The sequence below is a fragment of the Spiroplasma endosymbiont of Dioctria linearis genome (assembly GCF_964030865.1).
GTDB lineage: Bacteria > Bacillota_I > Bacilli_A > Mycoplasmatales > Mycoplasmataceae > Spiroplasma_A.
In genome coordinates this window covers 1,023,314-1,044,314 of sequence record NZ_OZ034984.1, presented here as the reverse complement: position 1 = coordinate 1,044,314, position 21,001 = coordinate 1,023,314, and the positions used below count along the sequence as shown (strand labels likewise).

24 protein-coding genes are annotated in these 21,001 nt (G+C 26.4%); all 24 read left to right on the top strand.

The genetic code is table 4. The features are described from left to right. The 24 genes from tilS to secE all read left to right on the top strand — a co-directional run bounded on the left by tilS (window position 1) and on the right by secE (window position 20,996). A complete protein-coding gene (gene tilS, locus AAHM84_RS04545) occupies window positions 1-1,137 on the top strand; it encodes a tRNA lysidine(34) synthetase TilS (protein ID WP_342258727.1) in 1,137 nt (378 codons plus the stop codon). 37 nt (window positions 1,138-1,174) lie between these two features. Further along, window positions 1,175-3,091, top strand: a complete 1,917-nt coding sequence (ftsH, locus tag AAHM84_RS04540; protein WP_342258726.1) for an ATP-dependent zinc metalloprotease FtsH — start codon at window positions 1,175-1,177, stop codon at window positions 3,089-3,091. Window positions 3,092-3,168: 77 nt separating this feature from the next. Next, complete coding sequence (locus AAHM84_RS04535) at window positions 3,169-4,017, top strand: Hsp33 family molecular chaperone HslO (protein ID WP_342258725.1); 849 nt, start codon at window positions 3,169-3,171, stop codon at window positions 4,015-4,017. Between the two features lie 54 nt (window positions 4,018-4,071). Continuing rightward, window positions 4,072-5,064, top strand: coding sequence for an ABC transporter ATP-binding protein (locus tag AAHM84_RS04530; RefSeq protein WP_342258724.1), 993 nt, complete (start codon window positions 4,072-4,074; stop codon window positions 5,062-5,064). A gap of 100 nt (window positions 5,065-5,164) precedes the next feature. Further along, complete coding sequence (locus AAHM84_RS04525; RefSeq protein WP_342258723.1) at window positions 5,165-5,479, top strand: DUF1904 family protein; 315 nt, start codon at window positions 5,165-5,167, stop codon at window positions 5,477-5,479. Further along, the gene (gene dusB / locus AAHM84_RS04520; protein WP_342258722.1) at window positions 5,479-6,465 is read left to right on the top strand and encodes a tRNA dihydrouridine synthase DusB; all 987 of its coding nucleotides are present in this window, start codon (window positions 5,479-5,481) and stop codon (window positions 6,463-6,465) included. The genes AAHM84_RS04525 and dusB overlap by 1 nt, the downstream gene beginning before the upstream one ends. A 4-nt stretch (window positions 6,466-6,469) precedes the next feature. Then, window positions 6,470-7,981: a lysine--tRNA ligase gene (gene lysS / locus AAHM84_RS04515; protein ID WP_342258721.1), complete on the top strand. Its 1,512-nt coding sequence runs from the start codon at window positions 6,470-6,472 to the stop codon at window positions 7,979-7,981. Then, window positions 7,981-8,988: a hypothetical protein gene (locus AAHM84_RS04510; RefSeq protein ID WP_342258720.1), complete on the top strand. Its 1,008-nt coding sequence runs from the start codon at window positions 7,981-7,983 to the stop codon at window positions 8,986-8,988. Before lysS ends, AAHM84_RS04510 begins: the two co-directional genes overlap by 1 nt. A gap of 47 nt (window positions 8,989-9,035) precedes the next feature. After that, window positions 9,036-9,641: an IspD/TarI family cytidylyltransferase gene (locus tag AAHM84_RS04505; protein ID WP_342258719.1), complete on the top strand. Its 606-nt coding sequence runs from the start codon at window positions 9,036-9,038 to the stop codon at window positions 9,639-9,641. Between the two features lie 117 nt (window positions 9,642-9,758). Further along, entirely contained in the window at window positions 9,759-10,325 is a 567-nt protein-coding gene (rpsF, locus tag AAHM84_RS04500) for a 30S ribosomal protein S6 (protein ID WP_342258718.1), read from the top strand. 21 nt (window positions 10,326-10,346) lie between these two features. Next, entirely contained in the window at window positions 10,347-10,799 is a 453-nt protein-coding gene (locus AAHM84_RS04495) for a single-stranded DNA-binding protein (protein WP_342258717.1), read from the top strand. A 16-nt stretch (window positions 10,800-10,815) separates the two neighbouring features. Further along, the gene (gene rpsR / locus AAHM84_RS04490) at window positions 10,816-11,037 is read left to right on the top strand and encodes a 30S ribosomal protein S18 (protein WP_053945715.1); all 222 of its coding nucleotides are present in this window, start codon (window positions 10,816-10,818) and stop codon (window positions 11,035-11,037) included. 59 nt (window positions 11,038-11,096) lie between these two features. Continuing rightward, on the top strand, window positions 11,097-11,543 hold the full coding sequence (gene rplI, locus AAHM84_RS04485; protein ID WP_342258716.1) for a 50S ribosomal protein L9: 447 nt from the start codon (window positions 11,097-11,099) through the stop codon (window positions 11,541-11,543). Beyond that, complete coding sequence (gene dnaB, locus AAHM84_RS04480) at window positions 11,543-12,895, top strand: replicative DNA helicase (RefSeq protein WP_342258715.1); 1,353 nt, start codon at window positions 11,543-11,545, stop codon at window positions 12,893-12,895. Before rplI ends, dnaB begins: the two co-directional genes overlap by 1 nt. 61 nt (window positions 12,896-12,956) lie before the next feature. Continuing rightward, window positions 12,957-14,321: a hypothetical protein gene (locus AAHM84_RS04475; RefSeq protein WP_342258714.1), complete on the top strand. Its 1,365-nt coding sequence runs from the start codon at window positions 12,957-12,959 to the stop codon at window positions 14,319-14,321. A gap of 27 nt (window positions 14,322-14,348) precedes the next feature. Then, complete coding sequence (locus AAHM84_RS04470; RefSeq protein ID WP_342258713.1) at window positions 14,349-16,088, top strand: hypothetical protein; 1,740 nt, start codon at window positions 14,349-14,351, stop codon at window positions 16,086-16,088. Between the two features lie 8 nt (window positions 16,089-16,096). After that, window positions 16,097-16,756 carry a uracil-DNA glycosylase gene (locus AAHM84_RS04465; protein ID WP_425289577.1) on the top strand — a complete coding sequence of 220 codons (660 nt, stop codon included), beginning with the start codon at window positions 16,097-16,099 and terminating at the stop codon, window positions 16,754-16,756. A gap of 11 nt (window positions 16,757-16,767) precedes the next feature. Beyond that, window positions 16,768-17,673, top strand: coding sequence for a hypothetical protein (locus AAHM84_RS04460; RefSeq protein ID WP_342258711.1), 906 nt, complete (start codon window positions 16,768-16,770; stop codon window positions 17,671-17,673). Between the two features lie 22 nt (window positions 17,674-17,695). Then, window positions 17,696-19,027 carry a cysteine--tRNA ligase gene (gene cysS / locus AAHM84_RS04455; protein ID WP_342258710.1) on the top strand — a complete coding sequence of 444 codons (1,332 nt, stop codon included), beginning with the start codon at window positions 17,696-17,698 and terminating at the stop codon, window positions 19,025-19,027. After that, window positions 19,027-19,746, top strand: a complete 720-nt coding sequence (gene rlmB, locus AAHM84_RS04450) for a 23S rRNA (guanosine(2251)-2'-O)-methyltransferase RlmB (RefSeq protein WP_342258709.1) — start codon at window positions 19,027-19,029, stop codon at window positions 19,744-19,746. Before cysS ends, rlmB begins: the two co-directional genes overlap by 1 nt. A 19-nt stretch (window positions 19,747-19,765) precedes the next feature. Beyond that, a complete protein-coding gene (locus AAHM84_RS04445; protein ID WP_342258708.1) occupies window positions 19,766-19,984 on the top strand; it encodes a hypothetical protein in 219 nt (72 codons plus the stop codon). 8 nt (window positions 19,985-19,992) lie between these two features. Beyond that, window positions 19,993-20,397, top strand: coding sequence for a hypothetical protein (locus AAHM84_RS04440; RefSeq protein WP_342258707.1), 405 nt, complete (start codon window positions 19,993-19,995; stop codon window positions 20,395-20,397). Between the two features lie 27 nt (window positions 20,398-20,424). Further along, entirely contained in the window at window positions 20,425-20,583 is a 159-nt protein-coding gene (gene rpmG / locus AAHM84_RS04435; protein ID WP_020835970.1) for a 50S ribosomal protein L33, read from the top strand. 2 nt (window positions 20,584-20,585) lie between these two features. Beyond that, on the top strand, window positions 20,586-20,996 hold the full coding sequence (gene secE, locus AAHM84_RS04430) for a preprotein translocase subunit SecE (protein ID WP_342258706.1): 411 nt from the start codon (window positions 20,586-20,588) through the stop codon (window positions 20,994-20,996). Window positions 20,997-21,001: the final 5 nt, after the last annotated feature.

The following is a 21,001-nucleotide window of genomic DNA, read 5'->3' as shown; positions in this document are numbered from 1 at the left end:
TTGCTAAAAAAAGAGGAGAAATATATTTTAGGATTATCAGGCGGACCTGATAGTGTTTTTCTTTTTAATTACCTTTTGGAAAATGAATTTAAAAATTTTGTAGTTTGTCATGTAAATTATAATTTTAGAAAAGATTCTAATAAAGATGTAGAACTTATTAAAAAACTTTGTAAGGAGAATAATATTATTTTTTTTATTAAAACTATTAAGCAAAATTATAATGAATTAAAAGAAAATTTTGAATCATGAGCAAGAAATGTAAGATATGATTTTTTTTGTAAAGAATTGGAGAATCAGGGAGCTGATGCAATATTGATAGCTCACAATTTAAATGATCATATTGAAACATACTTGATGCAAAAACAAAGTAATAAAAAGGTATCTTATTTTGGTATAAATAATCAATCCCTTTATAAGAATAAGAAAATATTAAGACCAATATTATCAATTAAGAAGTCTGAAATTTTAAAATATTTAGATAATATGAAAATTTCTTATATTACTGACTATACAAATTCTAATTTAATATATGAAAGAAATAGAATAAGGTCAACTCTTAGTGAAAGTGATTTTAATGAATTAATTAAAGAAATTAAGAATAAAAATAATCAATTATCAGGTTATCAGTTAAAAATAAAAAACTTGTCTATCTCTAATCGGTTAGAATTAAGTAACTTTTGTAAGGACAATGATTGAAATGAATATCTTTTATTTAACTTTTTAGAGAAAAATGACTTTGCACAGTTTTTATATAAAACAAAAAAGGCAATTATTAAGGAATTCCTAAAACAACTATTATCTAAAAAAAGGTTAATTGAAATTAAAAAAGGTAATCTGATTTTAATGAAAGATTATGAAACTATTAGAGTATTAAAATCTAAGGATTTAAATATTTTTGAAATTGAAGATAAGCAAAATAAATATTTTAAAGAACAACTATTTAAAAATAATATAGTTGATAGTCAAAACATTATTGTTACAAATAACTGAAAAAAATATCAATCTAAGATTTTTTTAAATGCTAAGTTGTTATCAAAAATATATAAAGATAAAAAGGTAAACTATCTTAAAAGATATGAAAATATTTTAATTTTTGATAAAACAAACAAAATACTTTTAAATAAAATAAACATATAATGATAAAATTATAAAGAAATTAGAAAACGGTGAAAAAATGAAAAAGAAAAAATCTATATGATTATGGGTTTTATTTATAGTTATGTTAATAGTAATAGGAATTGTTATTTGACAGTTTATTGCAGGGACATCAGATAAACTAACAGAATCAGAATTCGTTGAGCTATTAATGAATAATAAAATAAGTAAAAATTCAACGGAACAGGTATACAGTGGTTTACACATTATATCTGGGTCATATACTAATAGTTCTGGAGTAGTAAGGAAGTTTGTTTTAACTTTAACTAATTCATCTTATACTTCACTTCGTGATGATAATAATGCTTTTAAGGATTTTACTCAAAACATAATAACAATATCACAAGGAAATTCACCGTTTATGACTTTAATAATTAATTTATTACCAATGGTAATTTTAATTGGTTTTTATATTTGAATATTCTCATCTATGTCAAAAGGTGGAATGGGTGGTGGAATGTTTGGACCAGGCAAAAACACAAGACCAAGAGAAATTAAATCAGATGTTAAATTTTCAGACGTTGCAGGTATTAATGAAGAAAAAATTGAACTTGTTGAACTTGTTGATTATTTAAAAAATCCTAATAAGTATGCATTAATGGGAGCTAGAGTACCAAAAGGTGTTCTTATGGAGGGACCTCCTGGAACAGGTAAGACTTTATTAGCAAAAGCAGTTGCTGGGGAAGCTGGCGTTGCATTTTTCTCAATGGCTGGTTCTGAGTTTGAAGAAATGTTTGTTGGTTTAGGAGCAAGTAGAGTAAGAGATCTTTTTAGTGATGCTAAAAAAGCAGCACCATGTATCATTTTTATTGATGAAATTGATGCTGTTGGTAGAAAACGTAGTGGTGGAATGGGAGCTTCAACAAATGAACAAACATTAAATCAATTACTTGTTGAAATGGATGGTTTTGCATCAAATACTGGAGTTATTGTTATGGCAGCAACTAACAGAGTTGATGTTTTAGACAGTGCCTTATTAAGACCAGGAAGATTTGATAGAACTATTCAAATATCATTACCAGATATTCGTGAGAGAGAAGCAATATTAAAACTTCATTCAAGAAATAAATCTGTATCACCTGAAATTGATTGAAAGCGTATTGCTGAAAGAACGCCAGGTTTTTCAGGAGCACAACTAGAAAATGTTCTTAATGAAGCAGCAATTCTTGTTGTTAGAGATAAAAGAAAAATGATTAATATTTTAGATATAGATGAAGCTATTGACAGAGTAGTTGGTGGACCAGCTAAAAAATCAAGAGCTATGACAATGCAAGATAAGCAAATTGTTTCATATCACGAAGCAGGACATGCATTAATGGGATTGAGATTAGAATCTGCATCAAAAGTTCAAAAAGTTACTATAATTCCTAGAGGTAATGCCGGGGGTTATACAATTATGACTCCAAAGGATGAATCAAATTTTTCATCAAAAGAAGATTTATTTGCATCAATCGCTGGTTATCTTGGGGGTAGAGCTGCTGAAGAAATTATGTTTGGTAAAAATAAAATTACAACAGGAGCACATGATGATTTAGATAAAGCTACAAATATTGCAAGAAGAATGGTTACACAATTTGGTATGTCAACTTTAGGACTTACAAAATATTTAACAATGCAAGAGGAATCATATGGACAAACAAAAGGAGTTTATTCAGATGAGGTGGCATTTAAAATTGATACAGAGATAAACACTATTTTAGAGAAATGTTACAAGACTGCATTAGAAGTTATAAATAAGCATAAAGATGTTTTAGAATTAATTGCAGAGTCTTTAAGAGTATTAGAAACAATTACTGCTGAGCAAATTGATTACATTGATAAACATAATAAATTACCAAAAGAAGTTGTAGAAGAAAAAAACAGAAAAGATGTTGAAGATAAGAAAAAAGAATCTGGTGCAATATTAGAGTTTGAACCAGATGAAGATGATAAGTAAAACACTTTATCTTAAAGTGTTTTTTTATTTTTTAAACAAGTATAATAATATAAGTGAATTTCAAGGAGAACAAAATTATGGATATGGAAATTAGAGCTATAAGTAAAAAAAATAATGTCAAAATATCAATAGTTGATATTACAGAAAGTTTTAAAGAAATTGCAGTATTGCAAAATGCAAATCCTCTTGCTTTAGTAGCATTAGGTAGAACAATTATAGATAATGCTCTTTTGAGCTTATCTATAAAAGATGGAAGTAAAATGACTACTAATTTAAATGGAATGGGTCTTGGTGGATCAATAATTGCTGAATTTCAGGATAAAAAAGTAAGAGGATATATTCAAAACCCAAACTTTGAAATTGATAAAATTAATCTTGAGGAGGGAAGTGCTTTATCACAAGTAGTTGGAAAACAAGGATTTTTACAAATATCTAGAGATAATGGGGAAACTTCTCCTTATACTTCAAGAGTAGAAATAATTTCAGGTGAGATTAATTTTGATTTTATGTACTATTTACAACAAAGTGACCAAATTAATTCTTTAATTACTTCAACAATTGAATTGGATGAAGATGCAAACATTAAAAAGGCATGTGGAATAATTATTCAATTACTTCCTGGATTTAAAGATGAAGATATTGATTTTGTAGAAGAGAAGATAGGAACATTAGATCACTTAGTTAAAACTCTAATAAATACAACTAACTATGAGTCATTAATAAAAGATATTTGTAGTGATGCAAAAATCCTAGGTATTAGTGAGTTAAAATTTGAATGTACTTGTAATATTGATAAGGTAATATCTTCAGTTAAATTATTAGGAGAAAAAGAGATTAAAAAAATTATTGAACAGGGAGAACTGGTAGAAGTTACTTGTGATTTTTGTAAAAAACAATATAATGTAAAACCAAATGAGATTAAATAGGATTTATGTTATACTATTATAGGTGTATTTAAGTTCTATATTAAGGAGTTTAATATGGAAGACAAAGATTTAAAACAACAAAAAAGGGTTGAAGCAGATTTAAAACAATCTGAAAGGATTGACAATAAAAAACTAACTAAAAAAACTTCGGTTGGTATGGATCAAACTCTTATAAGAGAATTTGAACATGTTCAGTTACCATTAGTAACTGAAGAAGGTGTTAAAGGATTAAAATTGAAAAATAAGGTCCAAAAACAAAATACCTCAAAATATTCAAAAAAAATATTAGAAGGTAAAATAGTATCTACAACAGGTAATAATCCTGATTTAGATAAAAATGTTATTGAGCTATACAACGTAAAAAGATGATATGTGACTGGAGATATGTTAACTCCTGTGTTACGCGGTGTGGACTTGAAACTTGAAAAGGGTAAATTTATTGTAATACTTGGACCATCTGGTTCAGGAAAAACAACTTTATTAAATACAATCTCAGGATTGGATAAGGCATCAGAGGGTGATGTCTTTGTTCTAGGTAATAATTTGTCTTTATTGAAAGACTCTCATTTAACAAAATTTCGTAGAGAAAATGTTGGTTTTATATTCCAACAATACAATCTGCTTTCAAACTTAACTGCAAAAGAAAATGCAGAAGTTGGAGAAAACTTAAGTAAATCAAAAGAAAATAAAATGTCAATTGAAGAAATCTTTAAAACTATTGGTATGGAAGAACAAATGAATAAATACCCACATCAAATGTCTGGTGGACAACAACAAAGGGTTTCAATTGCTAGAGCATTAGCAAAAAACCCCGAAATTCTATTTGGTGATGAACCAACAGGAGCACTAGATGAAGAGATGGGTAGAAAAGTATTGGATATTCTTGTTGATGTAAAGGAAAAATATAATACAACTGTAATCATTGTTACACATAATCCAAATATTAGTGAAATTGGAGATACTGTAATACACGTAAGAAATGGCTTAATTGATGAAATTAAGCATAATAAATCTCCAAAAAGACCAGCTCAAATTGACTGATCATAGTTCAAAAACTCTAAACTACAAATGAATAATTTGTAGTTTTTTAATCTTAAAATGGGTTTAAAAAAAGTATATAATTATAATTGTTAAAGGTGGAGAAATTATGCCAATTTTTAGTTTTAAAGGTGTGGATGAAACTCACCTTAAAGAATATTTTAAAAAAATTGATGAATTAGCTTTAATTATGGATACTGATTCTAAAAAAATAGTTTTTTGAAATGACCCTAGTACTTTAATTGCAAATGGTTATGAAAAAGATGTAATTCAAATAAATATTGATTGAATTGCAAGATCTTTAAAACAAGCTGAGGTTGTTAATCATATTAATAAATTCTTTTCGAAAATATCAAAAAATATATACGTTATATTTAAAGAAATAAATAATTTATTATATATAAATGGAGAAAATAAAAATTAATGAAAATTAGAAATATAGTTATAAAAGGTAAAGTATTTTTGGGTCCAATGGCAGGAACTACAAATGCAGCTTTCAGAATTATTTGTAAAGAAAAAGGAGCGTCTTTAGTATATGCTGAGATGGTTAGTACAGAAGGTTTAGTTCATAATAATCAAAAAACTAAAACTATGATTGAGGTTTCTGAACTGGAACATCCAATTACTTTACAAATTTTTGGATTTGATACTGATTCATTTGTTGAAGGTGCAAAAATTGTTGAAGAATTTTCTGAGTGTGATGTTATAGATATAAATATGGGTTGTCCTGCACCAAAAGTGGCATTAAGAAGTCAAGCAGGAGCAAATTTATTAAAATATCCAGAAAGAGTTGGAGAAGTAATTAAGGCAGTTGTTGAAAACACTTCTAAACCAGTAACTGTAAAAATGAGAATTGGTTGAGATGATGAAAACAGAAATGTGGTTGAACTTGCAAAAATAGCTGAAAAAAATGGAGCAAGTGCTATAGCTGTACATGGAAGAACAAGAAATCAATTTTATAATGGTAAAGCAGATTGAAGTTGAATTAGAAAAGTAAAAGAGGCAGTTAAAATTCCTGTAATTGGGAATGGTGATGTTTTTGATGGTCCTTCAGCAAAGGCAATGATTGAAGAAACTGGTTGTGATGGAATTATGATTGCAAGAGCAGCACAAGGTAATCCATGAGTTTTTAGAGAGATACAACACTATCTTGATACTGGTGAATTTTTAGAGGGACCAAGTTATCAAGAGTGAAAAGCAACAGTGACAAGACATGCAAATATTTTAATTGAAATGCGTGGAGAAGAATTTGCAATTAGAGAAATGAGAAAACAACTTCTTTGATATTTAGGAACATTAGGTTCAGATAATAAAATAAAAGAAATGAAAAAAATGGCAACTACTATAGAATCATTAGAAGATATAAAAAAAATATTTAAATTTTATGAAGATGGAAACTTAGGAGAATAAGAAAATGAGTAATAACTTTGAAAGAAATTTTTCAGAACAAGAAAATATTAGAAGAGAAAAATTAAAAAAACTTATTAATGATAAGAGAGATCCTTTTATTGAAAACCAATTTAATAAAAGTCACGCTATAACTGAATTAAAAGAAAAGTTTTCTTCATTTTCAAAAGAGGAATTACAAGAAAAGGCAAATATTAAAGTATCTACAGCAGGAAGAATAAGACTGTTTAGAGAAGCTGGAAAAAAAGCAATTTTTGGAAATATTCAAGATCAAGATAATGCAATTCAAATTTATGTAAGACAAGATGAAATTGGAGAAATAGAATTTGAATATTTTAGGGATTTAGATCTTGGCGATATAATTGGAGTTGAAGGCATTATGATGAAAACAGATCATGGTGAGTTAACTATAAGAGTTAAAAATGCTAAATTACTATCTAAAGCTTTAAAACCATTACCAGATAAGCATTTAGGTATTGCAGATATTGAAGAAAAATATCGAAGAAGATATGTTGACTTAATTGTTAATCCTGAATCAAAGCAAGTTTTTATTAACAGAACAAAAATTATAAGAACTATTCAATCAATTTTAGACTCTAAAGGTTATATTGAAGTTGAAACTCCAATTTTACAATCTGTAAGAGGAGGAGCAAGTGCAAAACCCTTTGTTACTCACTACAATGCCTTAGATAATGAGTTCTTTTTAAGAATAGCAACTGAACTCCACTTAAAGAGATGCATCGTTGGGGGATTTGATGGTGTTTATGAAATAGGAAGAATATTTAGAAATGAAGGTATAAGTACAAGACATAATCCTGAATTCACTTCTGTTGAACTTTATGTTGCTTACAAAAATATGGATTTTTTAATGACATTATGTGAAGATATATTTAAAGAATGTTCTTTTTCAGTTAGAGGAACTGCAAAAATCAAATACTCTGGATATGATTTAGACTTGGAAAAACCTTTTAAAAGATGACATATGGTAGATGCAATTAAAGAAGTATGTGGTATAGATTTTTGAAAAGAGATGACTTTTAAAGAGGCATGTGCAATTGCAAAGAGACATAATATTAAAGTAGATAAACATCATTTTTCAGTAGGTCATATTATTAATTTATTTTTTGAAGAGTTTGTAGAGGAAAAAATAATTGAACCTACTTTCATTTGAGGACATCCTAAAGAAATCTCTCCTCTTTCAAAATTAAATGCAAAAGACCCAAGGTTTACTGATAGATTTGAATTATTTATTATTAATAGAGAGTATGCAAATGCTTTTGCTGAGTTAAATAATCCGATTGATCAGTATGAGAGATTTATTGATCAAATAAAGGAAGCTGATGCAGGTAATGATGAAGCAAATGATATGGATATTGATTTCATAGAAGCTTTAGAATATGGAATGCCCCCAACAGCTGGAATAGGAATAGGAATAGATAGGTTAGTTATGCTATTAACAAATTCTGATTCAATAAAAGATGTTTTACTTTTCCCTCAAATGAAACCTAGAGGTATCTAATGAAATATGGTATTGCATTAGGTTATGTATCTAAATTAAACTTTAAAGATACTATAGAGGGAATAGAATTTATTAAAGAAAATATTTTCTCTTCTTTGAAAAGCAAATTTAATTTATTGAATATGTCCAGTGGTCTAATCACAAATAAATCAGTATGATTAAATGATGATTTTCAGCAAACAAAAAGACCAATCGATTTTGATATTGTAAGTCAGAATGAGTATGGTGAAATAATGCAAGCAAATAATAAATGAAGAAGATATTTTTTAAGAAATCTAGAGAATGATGATAGAACTATAAGTGGAATAATAACTAATTTTACTACAGTTAATAGAGATGTTAACTTAGATAACACAAGTTCCTTAATATATGAAGAAATTGGTTTAGAGATTCTTGTTGATGAAGTTGATATGGAATTTCTAAATAATAAATTAATAGAGATTTATAAAATTTTGTGTTTTATTGATTTAAAGATTAGTCAAAAATTTCAAAATTTAAATACCTTTCACTACTCAAAAACTCTAACATTTATAACTTACGAAAAACTTAGAGAATTATATCCTTTATTAACTTTTACTGAAAGATTAAATAAATTTGGTAAAGATAATGGTAGTTTTGTAATTCAAAATTATGCAGATAAAATTTTTAATCAAAAAAATATTGGTCAGTTGTCTGAAGATGTTTTTAATTTAAAAACTTACTCTAAGCTTTATATTTATAATGGGGAATGTGAAAAATCTATATCAGTTTCTTATGCAGGATTTCAAGTTGATAGAAAAACCTTAAAGGAACAAAACTTAATACTAAAAGAAAATAGCAAAATTAATAATGAGTATAATCATTTAATTAAGTCAAATGAGCTACCTTTAACTTTATCAGTTGGTGTTTTAATAAATAGAGTTGTTATGACAATTCTTGAAAAGCAACATATTGGAGAGATTCATTCTTCAATATGAGGTAAGGAATTTATGGAATATTGCAAAATAAATAATATTAATATTTTTTAATCACAACTTTGTTGTGATTTTATTTATAATTAGATTGGTGATAAAAAATGATATCCTTAATTATTGTTGCAAATGGTTCTAGTGAGAGATTTGGACAAAATAAAATGTTAGTGAAAATTGGGAATGAATTATTAATAAATAAAACAATAAGTAGTTTTTATAATATTAAAGAAATTAAAGAGATTATTTTAGTATCAAATAAGGAAGTTTTTAATTTAATTAAAGATAAAAAAATCATTTTAGTTCAAGGGGGAGAAACAAGAGCTGAATCTGTAAAAAAGGGTTTAGAATTAAGCAAGGAAAACTATGTATTAATTCATGATGGTGCTAGACCTTTTGTGTCTAAAGAACTTATTAAATCAATTATAAAAAATTTAAAAAAGTATGATTGCGTAGTTCCAACATTAAAAGTTATAAACTGTTTAAAGTTAATTAAAAAAAATAAAATAAAAACTGTTAATAGAGATTTTTATATCCAAACTCAAACACCTCAGGGTTTTAAAACTGAAATAATAAAAAAAGCCTATGAGAAAAAAAATTTTAAAGCTTATGATGATTGTCAAATGATTGAAAAACAAAGTAGTAAAGTTAAATTTATTGATGGTGAAGAAAGTAATATAAAAATTACTTTTAGAAAAGATGTACAAGGTTAGTTATAAATTGAATCTATCTTGAATAAACATTAATTTTTACTATATAATAAATAAGCGAGTTAATTTTTATTAACTCCTTGCCTTTAACTAGGCCAAAAGACCACAAGGAGATAGAATATGATTAGAAAATACGAAATAATGTATATCATTGATCAAGATGTAACAGATATTAAATCTGTACAAAAAAAATTACATGACATACTTACTAATAATGGCGGAAAAATTTTAGAATCAGAAGACTGAGGTTTAAAAGATTTTGCATATGTAATTAAGAAAAAGAAAAAAGGTTATTATACTGTTGTAATAGTTGAAACAGATTCTGTAAATATTAATGAATTTGAACGTGTTTCAAGAATTGATAAAAATGTTGTTAGATATCAAGTGATTAATACTGAAAATGAAAAAAGATACATTCAATCAACAAAATTATCAAAAACTGATATGTCTAAATTTAAAGAAGAGAAAAAGCCTTCAAGAGGATTTGATAGAAGAATGCCAAGAAGAGATGAAAATTCTAATTCACAAGAATTTAGAGAAGCAAAAGTTAATAGAGAAGTAAAAGAAGTAAAAGAAGTAAAAGAAGTAAAAGAAGTAAAAGAAGTAAAAGCAACAAAACCAAAGGCTGCTGTTAAAACTGAGGATAAAGAAGTAAAAGTAACAAAAGTTGAAAAAGAAGCTGCTTAATATATTTGAAGGAGAATTTAAATGAATTCAGTAAATTTAATTGGAAGAATAACAAAAGATCCTGAACTTAGAAGTTCATCAAATGGTAAATCTTATGTTCCGTTCACATTAGCTGTTAATGAATTTTCTGGGGGTAATCAATTTACACAATTTGTACCTTGTTTTGCATGAGAAAAAACAGCAGAAAATCTTGCAAAGTTTGTAAAAAAGGGAGCTCAGATTTCTGTTGAAGGTGCTATTAATGTTAGACAAGAAAATACTAATGGCCAATTTTTACAAATAGTTACAGTGAGAGCTAATAGGATAGAATTTTTGAGTGGCACTGGTACTGCAAGTAACCAACCTGGATCAAATAATTCATTTGAATCAAACCAATCAAAATCATCTACACAACAAACATCAAATAATTTTGATTTTGATCTAATAGACGATTCAAAATCATCGAATGATGATTCAATTTTATGAGAAGACTAAAAGAGGAGAATAAAAAATGAAAAAATTTGTAAGAAGAAAAAAAGTTAATTTCTTTGCAAAAAACAATATTGATTATATTGACTATAAAGATGTAGACCTTTTAAAAAAATTTATATCAGCTAATGGACAAATCTTACCAAAGAGAGTAACAGGTACATCACCTAAACATCAAAGAATGTTAGCTATTGCAATTAAAAGAGCAAGAGGAATGGGTTTATTACCTTTTGTTGTTCAATAATAATTTTTCAAACACCAACAAGGTGTTTTTTATTTGTTATAATTATTAAGGTGAAAAAAATGAAAGTAATTCTATTAAGTGATGTAAAAAACTATGGCAAAAAAGATGATGTTGTAAATGTGTCTGATGGATATGCAACAAATTTTTTAATTCCAAAGGGTTTAGCAATTGTTGCATCAAAAGGAGATTTAAGCCACTTAAATGTTAGAAAAGTAAAAGAAGAAAAAATTAAAGCAGAAAAAGAAATTGAAATAAATAATTTAAAGTTAAAGATTGAAGATATTCAATTAAACTTTAAAATAAAAACAAAAGATGGAAAACCCTTTGGCTCAATTTCACTTTCTCAAATTACAGATAGAATTAAAAAAGAATTTCTTATTGATTTAGATAAAAGAAAATTTGAGAAGCATGAAAATATTAATAAGCTTGGTTTATTTTATTTAAAAATTAAGCTTGATTTTAAAATTATTGCTACACTAAAAGTCTTTGTAGAGGGTACAGAATAATGAAAGAAAATATGAATATTAGTATTGAAAGTGTTTTAATTGACTCAGAAAAAGCAGTTTTAGCAATTGCAATGCATTCACCAAAAGCAAGTTTTGATATTTTAACGCAGTTAAACTCAGAAGATTTTAGTTTAGAAAAGCACCAAATTATTTTTGAAGCAATAAATACAGTTTCAATTAATAGTCAAAATATAACTATTACAAAACTAGCTGAGTATTTAGAAGATAAAAAGTCCCTTGAAAAAGTTGGAGGAGTATCATATTTATCTGATGTATCAGGTTACTTTTATACAGATGAGGGTTTTGAAGATTATGTAGAAATAGTTTTTAAAAATTCAATTGGAAGACAATTAGATAGAGCTTTAATACACATTAAACAATTAAGAGATAGTAAATCACCTATTGATGAAGTTTTTGTTATTGCTCAACAAAAAATTCTTAATATAAAAACTGATGTTAAAAAAGATGATGCCACCGAAGTTAAAGAAACTGTAGTTGACGTTATTAAAAAAATTGAGGCTTTAGAAAAAAATGGAGGTTTAGTAAATGGTGTCCCATCAGGGTTTTCTGATTTAGATCAAATTACTAATGGATGACAAAAAGGAGATTTTATAATTTTAGCTGCTCGTCCATCAATGGGTAAAACAGCATTTGCTCTTAACTTGGCCGTGAATGCAGCAGAAAGACAAAATGGTGTTGCATTTTTTTCTTTGGAAATGCCAAAAGAGCAATTAGTTCAACGTATATTGAGTTCAATTTCAGGTATAGAATCTAGTTCATTAAGAAATGCTCAAGGGTTAACAACAGAAAAATGGTCTAGAATTACAGCTAGCGGTGAGCAAATAAAAAATATGAATATCGTTATTGATGATACTCCGGGAATTACTGTTTTACAATTACAATCAAAACTTAGAAAAATGAAAAGAGATTTTGGAGTAGAAATTTGTTTTATTGATTATCTACAGTTGATTTCTTCAATGTCAAATAAATTTGATAGTAGACAAAATGAAGTGGCAACTATATCTAGACATTTAAAAAAAATAGCTAGGGAGTTAAATATGCCGATAATTTGTTTATCACAATTATCTCGTAGTGTTGAAAAGAGAGAAGAGAAAACACCATTAATGTCTGATTTAAGGGATAGTGGAGCTATTGAACAAGATGCAGATATAATTATGTTTTTATATAGAGATGCGTATTATAAAACAAAAGAATATAATCTTGCTTCTGAAGATCCAACTGATGAAACAGATGTAATAATATCAAAACATCGTAATGGAGCTACAGGAGTTATTAAAGTAAATTTCCTTAGAAGTTATGGTAAATTTATTGATCAGTCTAAAAATTCCTAATGCTTTTTTCTTTCAAATAAGGTAAAATAGAGTAAAGATTTTTTTAAAAGAGGTTTAAATTATGAAAAAGTTATTATCGGTTTTAGGTTCATTACTAGTTGTTTCTCCAAGTATATCAGCTGTTGTATCTTGTGGTATTGAAACAAATCCAGTAAAAATTACAATTGATGAAAAGGAAGAATTTAAAATTGCTAATAATAAAGTTAACTTTCAAAAACTTTTTGGTAGTGCAGCAACTTTACCCGTTTTAGCTAATTTAATTTTGGAGTCTTTAACTTTTAGTGAAACTAAATATCCAAACATTAAAAAAAGAGAAGAGCAAAAAAAAGTTTTGGGTGAAAAGGGATTAGGTATGGCACTAGAAAATCTTTTTATCGATGGTGAAAAAGAATATATTGAATTTATTGATAATACAAAAACAAAAGAAGGAAATTTTAAATCAGATTTTCAATCAGATTATGAAGCTCCAAAAAATTCAAACTTTACTGAAATTAATTATAATTTAGGTATTACTAAATCTGAGTTAAGTGAAAATGAAAAGTGAACTGCATCAAACGCTTCAGTATATGAAGCATCGAATGCTTTAACAATGAATACAGAAATAGAATATAAAGATGGTAAGGTTCAAAAAATTAAAGAAAATCAAGATGGAAATAAAAAGAATCTTAAAGATTATATTGAACTTAAATGAGAAGAAAGTCATTACAAAGAATACTTTAATCATAGTGATTTTAGTAGTTACAAAGATAAAAAAATTTATAATATGACTGATGAAGATGCAAATAATCTTTATTCAAAGATTAAGGAATTTGGAAGTGAAGAAATGAAAAAGGTTTTGGGTGTAAACAATTTGACTCAAGCACAATTTAAAACATTACATACACAATTAAATAAAGTCGATGAAAAATTTAGAAATGGTATATTAATGCCTGGAAAATTTGATAATAACTTTGTTCAAAGTGATGCAAAATTTGAACAGTGTAATGGTGAAGATTGTATAGAAGCAAGACATGACATATCAACTGGAGTTACTTTTTATACTGCAAATGATGGAAAAACTATGCAAGCACAAGTTGTTGGTTCAAAGGAAAATGATAAAAGAACTTTTATTTATGGAAAATCGGATAATGACCAAAAATTAAGCATTGATTTTTTATTTAGTGTCCCTGGGGATAAAAAAGATTCTGAAGGTAGAAATTATAAATTAAAATTTACTTTAGATAATTTGATTGTGGGTTATCAATTAAATGGAATAGTATTAGAAAAGGGTTTTGATAACGAAAATAAAGAAAGAACAGATGAAGTTATCTATTGATATGAACCAAGCATTTATCAGTTTACTGAAAAAGAAATTTTTAGAGCTGGAAATGATGATATATTTAAAGATTTACAAAAGGCAAAGCTAGAGATAGATCCTATTAATTAATAAAAAATAAGAAGGGTGAGGATCACTATGAATTATTATGTAAAATTTGAAAATGATTTTTTTAATATAGTTGACGGAAGAACAAATCAAGTAGTGGCATCTTTTATTGGGGAATTGGAAGCAAATAAATTTATACAATCTCTTATTAAAACTACTAATAGAACTATCTCAAACTGGCAAAAGCCTCAAAGAAATAATTTTTTATATGATAATAATTTTAGTAGTAAAAAAATTGGTATTCATGAAGATCCATTTCAATTAAAATTAGGACAATCAGCTCCTTATGGTGTTTCTAATAAATATTTAAATGAAAATAGAGGGTCAAATACTCAACCAGTTAACAATGTACAAAATGGGATTCCTCAACAAAATTGTGAAAAAAGTCAAGTTCCAAGTATTGTGCAAAACTTTATTCAATCGCCGTATCCAAATATGCAACAACCAACTTATGGATATCCAAATATGCAACAACCTTCATATCCCACATATAATGGACCAACACAAAATTTTGGAATTATGAATGGTCAAAGTAGTGGACCTTTTGTACCATTTCAAAATGGGGGTTTTATTGCTGATTCTTCAAACTTTAATAATCAAATGTATAATAAAAATAATAATGAGGATTCTAACTCTAAAATATTATCAGGTCAGATAAATAATCTCTCTGATCAATTGTTAAATTTAAGCGGTCAGGTAAATAGTATTTCTGATAAGTTAAGAAATAATGAAAATAATAATATTGAAAATAATAGAGAATCTGAAATTAATAACATATATTTTGAAGAACCTAATGAACAAATTAATAACTTCTTAAATGTTAATGAACAGAGTATGAATAAAGATATTGGAAATCCTAAACATAATTTATTTACTAATAAAAATTTTGAGGATAGATATAAGCAAGAGAAAATAAGTGAATTTGAAGATAGATATGATCCAGCAAATATAAAAGAATTTGAAAATAAATCTCAATTTGAAGATAAACAGGAAGTAGAACAAAATAATGAAGAAGATTTTAAATTTGGATTTAATGACAATACTATTTCAATTGATTCAAGTTTGTTTGAAGAGGATAAATTAGGAGCCATTATTCAAGAAAATAAAGTTTTTATTAATAATACTGATGATGATAGTTTAGGGGAAGTTTCTGCATATAAAGACTTAACAAGTTTTAATAGTTTTAGAAATAATAATGAAAGTGTAATTGAGCAAGAAAATATTAATTTAGAAGATGACTTAAACATAGTTAATCAGGATTTTATTGATAAGCAAAATAAAAAAGCTAAAATTAATGGACTTGATGATTTACCTGAAGTAAATGCAGATTTTGAAGAAACTCCAACTTTATATTTAAGTGAAGTAGCTAGTCAATTAATTAAAGAACATCAAAAACAAAAAAATGGAAAAGAAATAATTGATCAAATTCCTGAACCGGAAAAAGTATTTGGATTAGATGATTTACCAGAAACAAGTAAAAATATTACTATTGGTGATGATGACTCTGAAGAATTTGAAAAAAAAGCAATAACAGAAATATACCAAAAGAATTTAATTCCTGAAAATAATCTATTGAAAAAGAGAGATCCAAATGTAATAGACTTAGGTCCTGTTAATGAAGATGATGAAATATTTTCAACTCCAAGAAAAGATGCAGAATTAGAAGATTTAGATAATATTTCTCTTTCAAAAAAAGAAAAAAAAGAGCTAAGAAGAATTAAAAGAAGAGAAGAAAGTTCTAGAAAGAAATATGAAAAGCTACTTAAATAATGAATATATTAAAAGAATTACCAAAAGAGTGAATTGATTTATTTTCAGATAAAGATATTATTAAAGATATTGAAAATATTCTTAATAAGATTGAAAGTTTTGAATATATATATCCTAAAAAGGATGATATTTTTAGAGTTTTTAAATTAATTAAACCAAAAGATATTAAGGTCATTATTATAGGACAGGATCCCTATCATGGCAAAAAACAAGCAAACGGGATTGCTTTTAGTGTATCAAATAGTGTTAGAACTCCTCCAAGTTTAAAGAATATTTTTAAAGAATTAAAAAGTGATCTAGGCATTGATCATTTTCAAAATAATGACTTATCAAATTGAGTTAAACAAGGTGTTTTTTTAATTAACTCTTCTCTTACTGTTGAAAAGGGTTTGCCAAATTCTCATAAAGATTTAGGATGAGATAAAGTAATTTTAAAAATTTTAAATGAAATAAATAATCTTAATGAAAATATTATTTATTGTTTATGGGGAAATTTTGCAAAAAAACTATATAATAGTCTTGTATTTAAAAATGAGGAGAAAATTATTTTTTCTGCTCATCCCTCACCATTTAGTTTTAAAAACGGATTTGAAAATAGTAAACCATTTTCAAAAATAAACTCAATGTTGAAAAAAAATAACGACGAAGAAATTTATTGAGAAGACTAAGGAGCATTAATATGAATAACATTAGTAAATGGTTATTAGAGGGAAATAATATGGCCTATGCAATGTCTGCATTTATAGGTTTCTTTATTGCTGTCTATTTCTTTTATAATGCAATATCATATTGAGTTCTTAAAGAAAGATATCATGGTATAAGATTTACTACAAAAAACATTGCTTATATAACAATGTTTACAGCTATAAATGTAAGTGTTACTGTTGTTATTTCATTAACACTGCCAATAACTGTATTTCCACCAATTAGAATTGCTTTTGAAGGTGTTATGGTAAAAATAACTGGTTTTATTTTTGGACCAATTATTGGAGTTTTAGTGGCACTTATAACAGAAGTCTTAGTAATGATTTTTGTTCCATCATTTATACATCCTGCATTTATAATTGTAATAATCTGTTATGGTTTTATTGCAGGTATTGGGTCAAGTTTTTTAAGATTAGGTAAAGGATATAATTGAGTACCAGTAGCCTTAATTAATTTATTTTTAATATTGTTTGCAATTTTTATTGTATATGTAATTAGCGCATATCCGGAGGGTGAATCAATAAAAATTTTAAACTTTGAAGTATCTAAGGAAGTTTATAAGTGAATTTTTTTAGGCTCAATAATTATTTGTCTTGGTTTATTTTGAGTTATTTATTTTGTTCTTCTTATTCGTGGACAAAGGAAGACGTTACATGTACTACTCCCAATAATACTTTTTGCAACGGCTTCAGAATATCTTGTAACAGCTGTTATTTCGGCTTGGGGAGATGCTGGTTTTTTAGGAATACCATCGGAAGGTGGATATACAGCTATGTTTATTGGAAGACTTATTCAAGCACCATTAAAAATAATATTTAATTCAGCAGTTTTATATTTAACCTATAAAGCTGTAGCTCCGTTAATTAAGAGAGATAGATAATTTAACCTAGAGGTAAAAGTAAATGAAATTATATGATTCTTTAAAAAGAGAATTTATTGAGATTAATGTGCCTAAATTTTGTATTTATAGTTGTGGACCAACAGTTTATGATTATATTCACATTGGTAATGCAAGACCATTAATTCTAACTGATATTATTGTTAGATACTTGGAATATAAGGAAATAAAATATAAATACCTTTTAAATATTACAGATATTGATGACAAAATAATTCAAAAGGCGGCTGAGCAAAATATTGCAGAAGAAGAGCATGCCCAAATATATGCGGATGCTTTTTTTAATGACCTTAAAAACCTAAATATAAAAAGTCCTACTTTAATAACACCAATTTCTTCAAAAATAAGTGAAATCCTAATTTTTATTGATGATTTAATAAAAAAAGGATTTGCTTATGAAAAAAAAGGAAATGTTTATTTTGATATTGGTAAATGAAGCAATGAGTATGGAGCTTTATCAAATCAAAATATTAATAATCTAAATATCGGTGAAAGAATTGAAATCGATGAGAATAAAAAAAACCCTCAGGATTTTATTCTTTGAAAAAAGACTAAAACTGGCAAAAAATGATTATCTAAATGAGGTTTTGGAAGACCTGGATGACATACTGAATGTGCACTTTTAATAGATGATTTTTTTAAAGACACAATTGACATTCATGTCGGAGGAATTGATTTAAAATTCCCCCATCATGAAAATGAAAGAATTCAATATATGGCAAAAAACTCAAAAGAGTTATCTAATATCTGACTACACAATGGTCATTTGTCAATTGATGATATTAAGATGTCTAAATCTCTAAATAATACAATTCTTGTAAAAGATTATTTAGAGGAAAATGGAGTTAATTCACTAAGATATATCTTTTTAAACTCAAATTATACACAACCTTTAAATATCAATCAAGATTTGATTAACCAATCAATTGATTGAGTTACGAAAGTTGAATCTTTATTAAGAACAGTTAATTGAGGTACGGCAATTGGAGAGGTAGTATTAATAAATGAAACTCCAATTGATGAGGATTTTAATTCATATAAATATATTACAAATTTTGAGTCTTTATTAGATGATGACTTAAACACACCTATGATAATTTCTCTTATTGATGAAATGTGTAAAAATATTAATATTCAAATTAAAAGTAAAAGAGTTGATTTAACTTATAAAAAATTATTAAAAATAATAAAGGTCTTGGGATTCAGTTTTAATATTAAAAAATTAGATAAAAAAGATATTGAGAAAATAAAAGAGTGAAAATTATTAATATCTCAGAAAAAGTTTGACAAAGCAGATAAATTGAGAGAAACTCTTAAACAGGGGAATATCATTTAATGAAAAACTATATTTATGGAAAAAATGCAGTTGAAAATACAATTAGAAACTTCCTAATTGAAATTAAGCAAGTTTTTATTTTAAAAGGAAACTCATTTAATCCAGAGATCTTTAGTATCATAAAACAAAATAATTTGGAATGACATTCTTTGGAAAGGCAAGAGTTTAACTCACTAATAAAAGAGGGAGTCAATCATCAAGGATTAATTGCACAAGTAAGAGACTTCAATTATCTTGAATTAAAAGATTTCTATAATAATTCAAAATTAAAACAAAAAGTTTTAATTTTAGATAAAATACAAGATCCACAGAATTTTGGATCAATAATTAGAACAGCTAGTCTTTTTGGAGTGGATGGGATTATTATACAAGAATCCAATCAAGTTCAAGTTACACCAGCAGTTATGAAAGCGTCTGCAGGAACAATTTACAATGTACCGATCATCAAAGTTAGTAATCTTAAGTCTGCAATAAGCAGTCTAAAAGACAGGGGATTTTGGATATATAGTTCTCATTTAAGTGAGAATAGTAAATCCATTGGGGAAATTGATTTTGATAATAAGTCAGTAGTAATTATAGGGAATGAGGGAAATGGAATTGGAAGTAAAATCATAGAAATGTCTGATTTTACTTTTAAAATTGAAACTAATAACGTGATTGACTCGTTAAATGTTTCTGTTGCAACAGGAATAATCCTTTTTGAATTATCTAAAAAATAGATTTTGAAAGGAAAAACAAATGCCAAATCAATATGGCGCGGTAGACGCAATTAAAGAAAGTATAAGAATAGAATTTGGAAATGATATTTCTGAAAAGGAATTAGTACATTTTCAAAAATCCGTAATAAAAATTATCAATACAGAACATATTAAGTTAGGTTATCTCCAATTGGATAAAGATGATTTTACATCTCATGTTTTTTTGCTCTTAAAGAGATTAAAAATAAATTTGATATAAATAGAAAAGTGCCTTTATTAGCTTATGCAAATTTTATAATAAAAAGACGTATATTAGATTATGCAAAGTATCTTAAAAGAGATAAAAGAAAAATAACTCTATTGATAATAAACTCATTTAGAAGTGGACTAACAGAAGAAGGCCAAACTTTTATAGATAGAGATATAGATAAATTTTCTTTACAAAAATATAATGATGAGCAAAAAAATCTTTATATAAGAGAAACTTTGAAAAATTTTATTAAATATGAGTGTGTAGCAACAGAGGCAAATATGGCAAAAATGCTTTATAAAGGATATAGCCAAAAAGAGATTATTGAGAAATTAAAGATTAAAAGAAGAGAGTTTTTAGAGTTTAAAGAAAAACTAAAAAGTCTTTTTAAGGGTTTTATTAAAGATACTTCTAATATATAATATGTAGGAAAAGAAGAGAGTGTTTTCATGCCACAATCAAAAAAAAAGGTTATACTAGTTTGTAGTGAATGTCTTTCAAGAAATTATACTATTCAAAAAAGTACTATTTCTCAGAGAGAAAGACTACAAATTAAAAAACATTGTATTACTTGTAATGCACATGTTTTACATAAGGAGACAAGATAAACATGTCTGATAAAAATAATTCTAAAGAGCAAAAAGCTCAGGAAAAATTGAAAAAAATTCAGGACAAAAAAACTCAAAAGGATAGTAAAAAAACTCAAAAAAAACAAAAAAAAGAGGAATTTACTAAATTATTTAATGAGTTTGAAGGGCATGATGGAACACAAGAAGGAAAAGTCAAAGCAGCTAAAAAAAGAAAAGTAAAAAAAGAAAAAGAAAAAATAAATTATAAATTAGCTATAAAAGAAGCGCCTATTAAATTCTTGAAGGAAGTAAATAAAATTCAATGATCTTCAAGAAAAAATTTGGGAACTAAATTTCTATGAGTTATAATATTTATTGCAATCTTTGGAGTATTCTTTTTCTTTGTTGACTGAGGTTTTCAAAGCTTATTTGAACTTATTAAAATTATCTAAAAGGA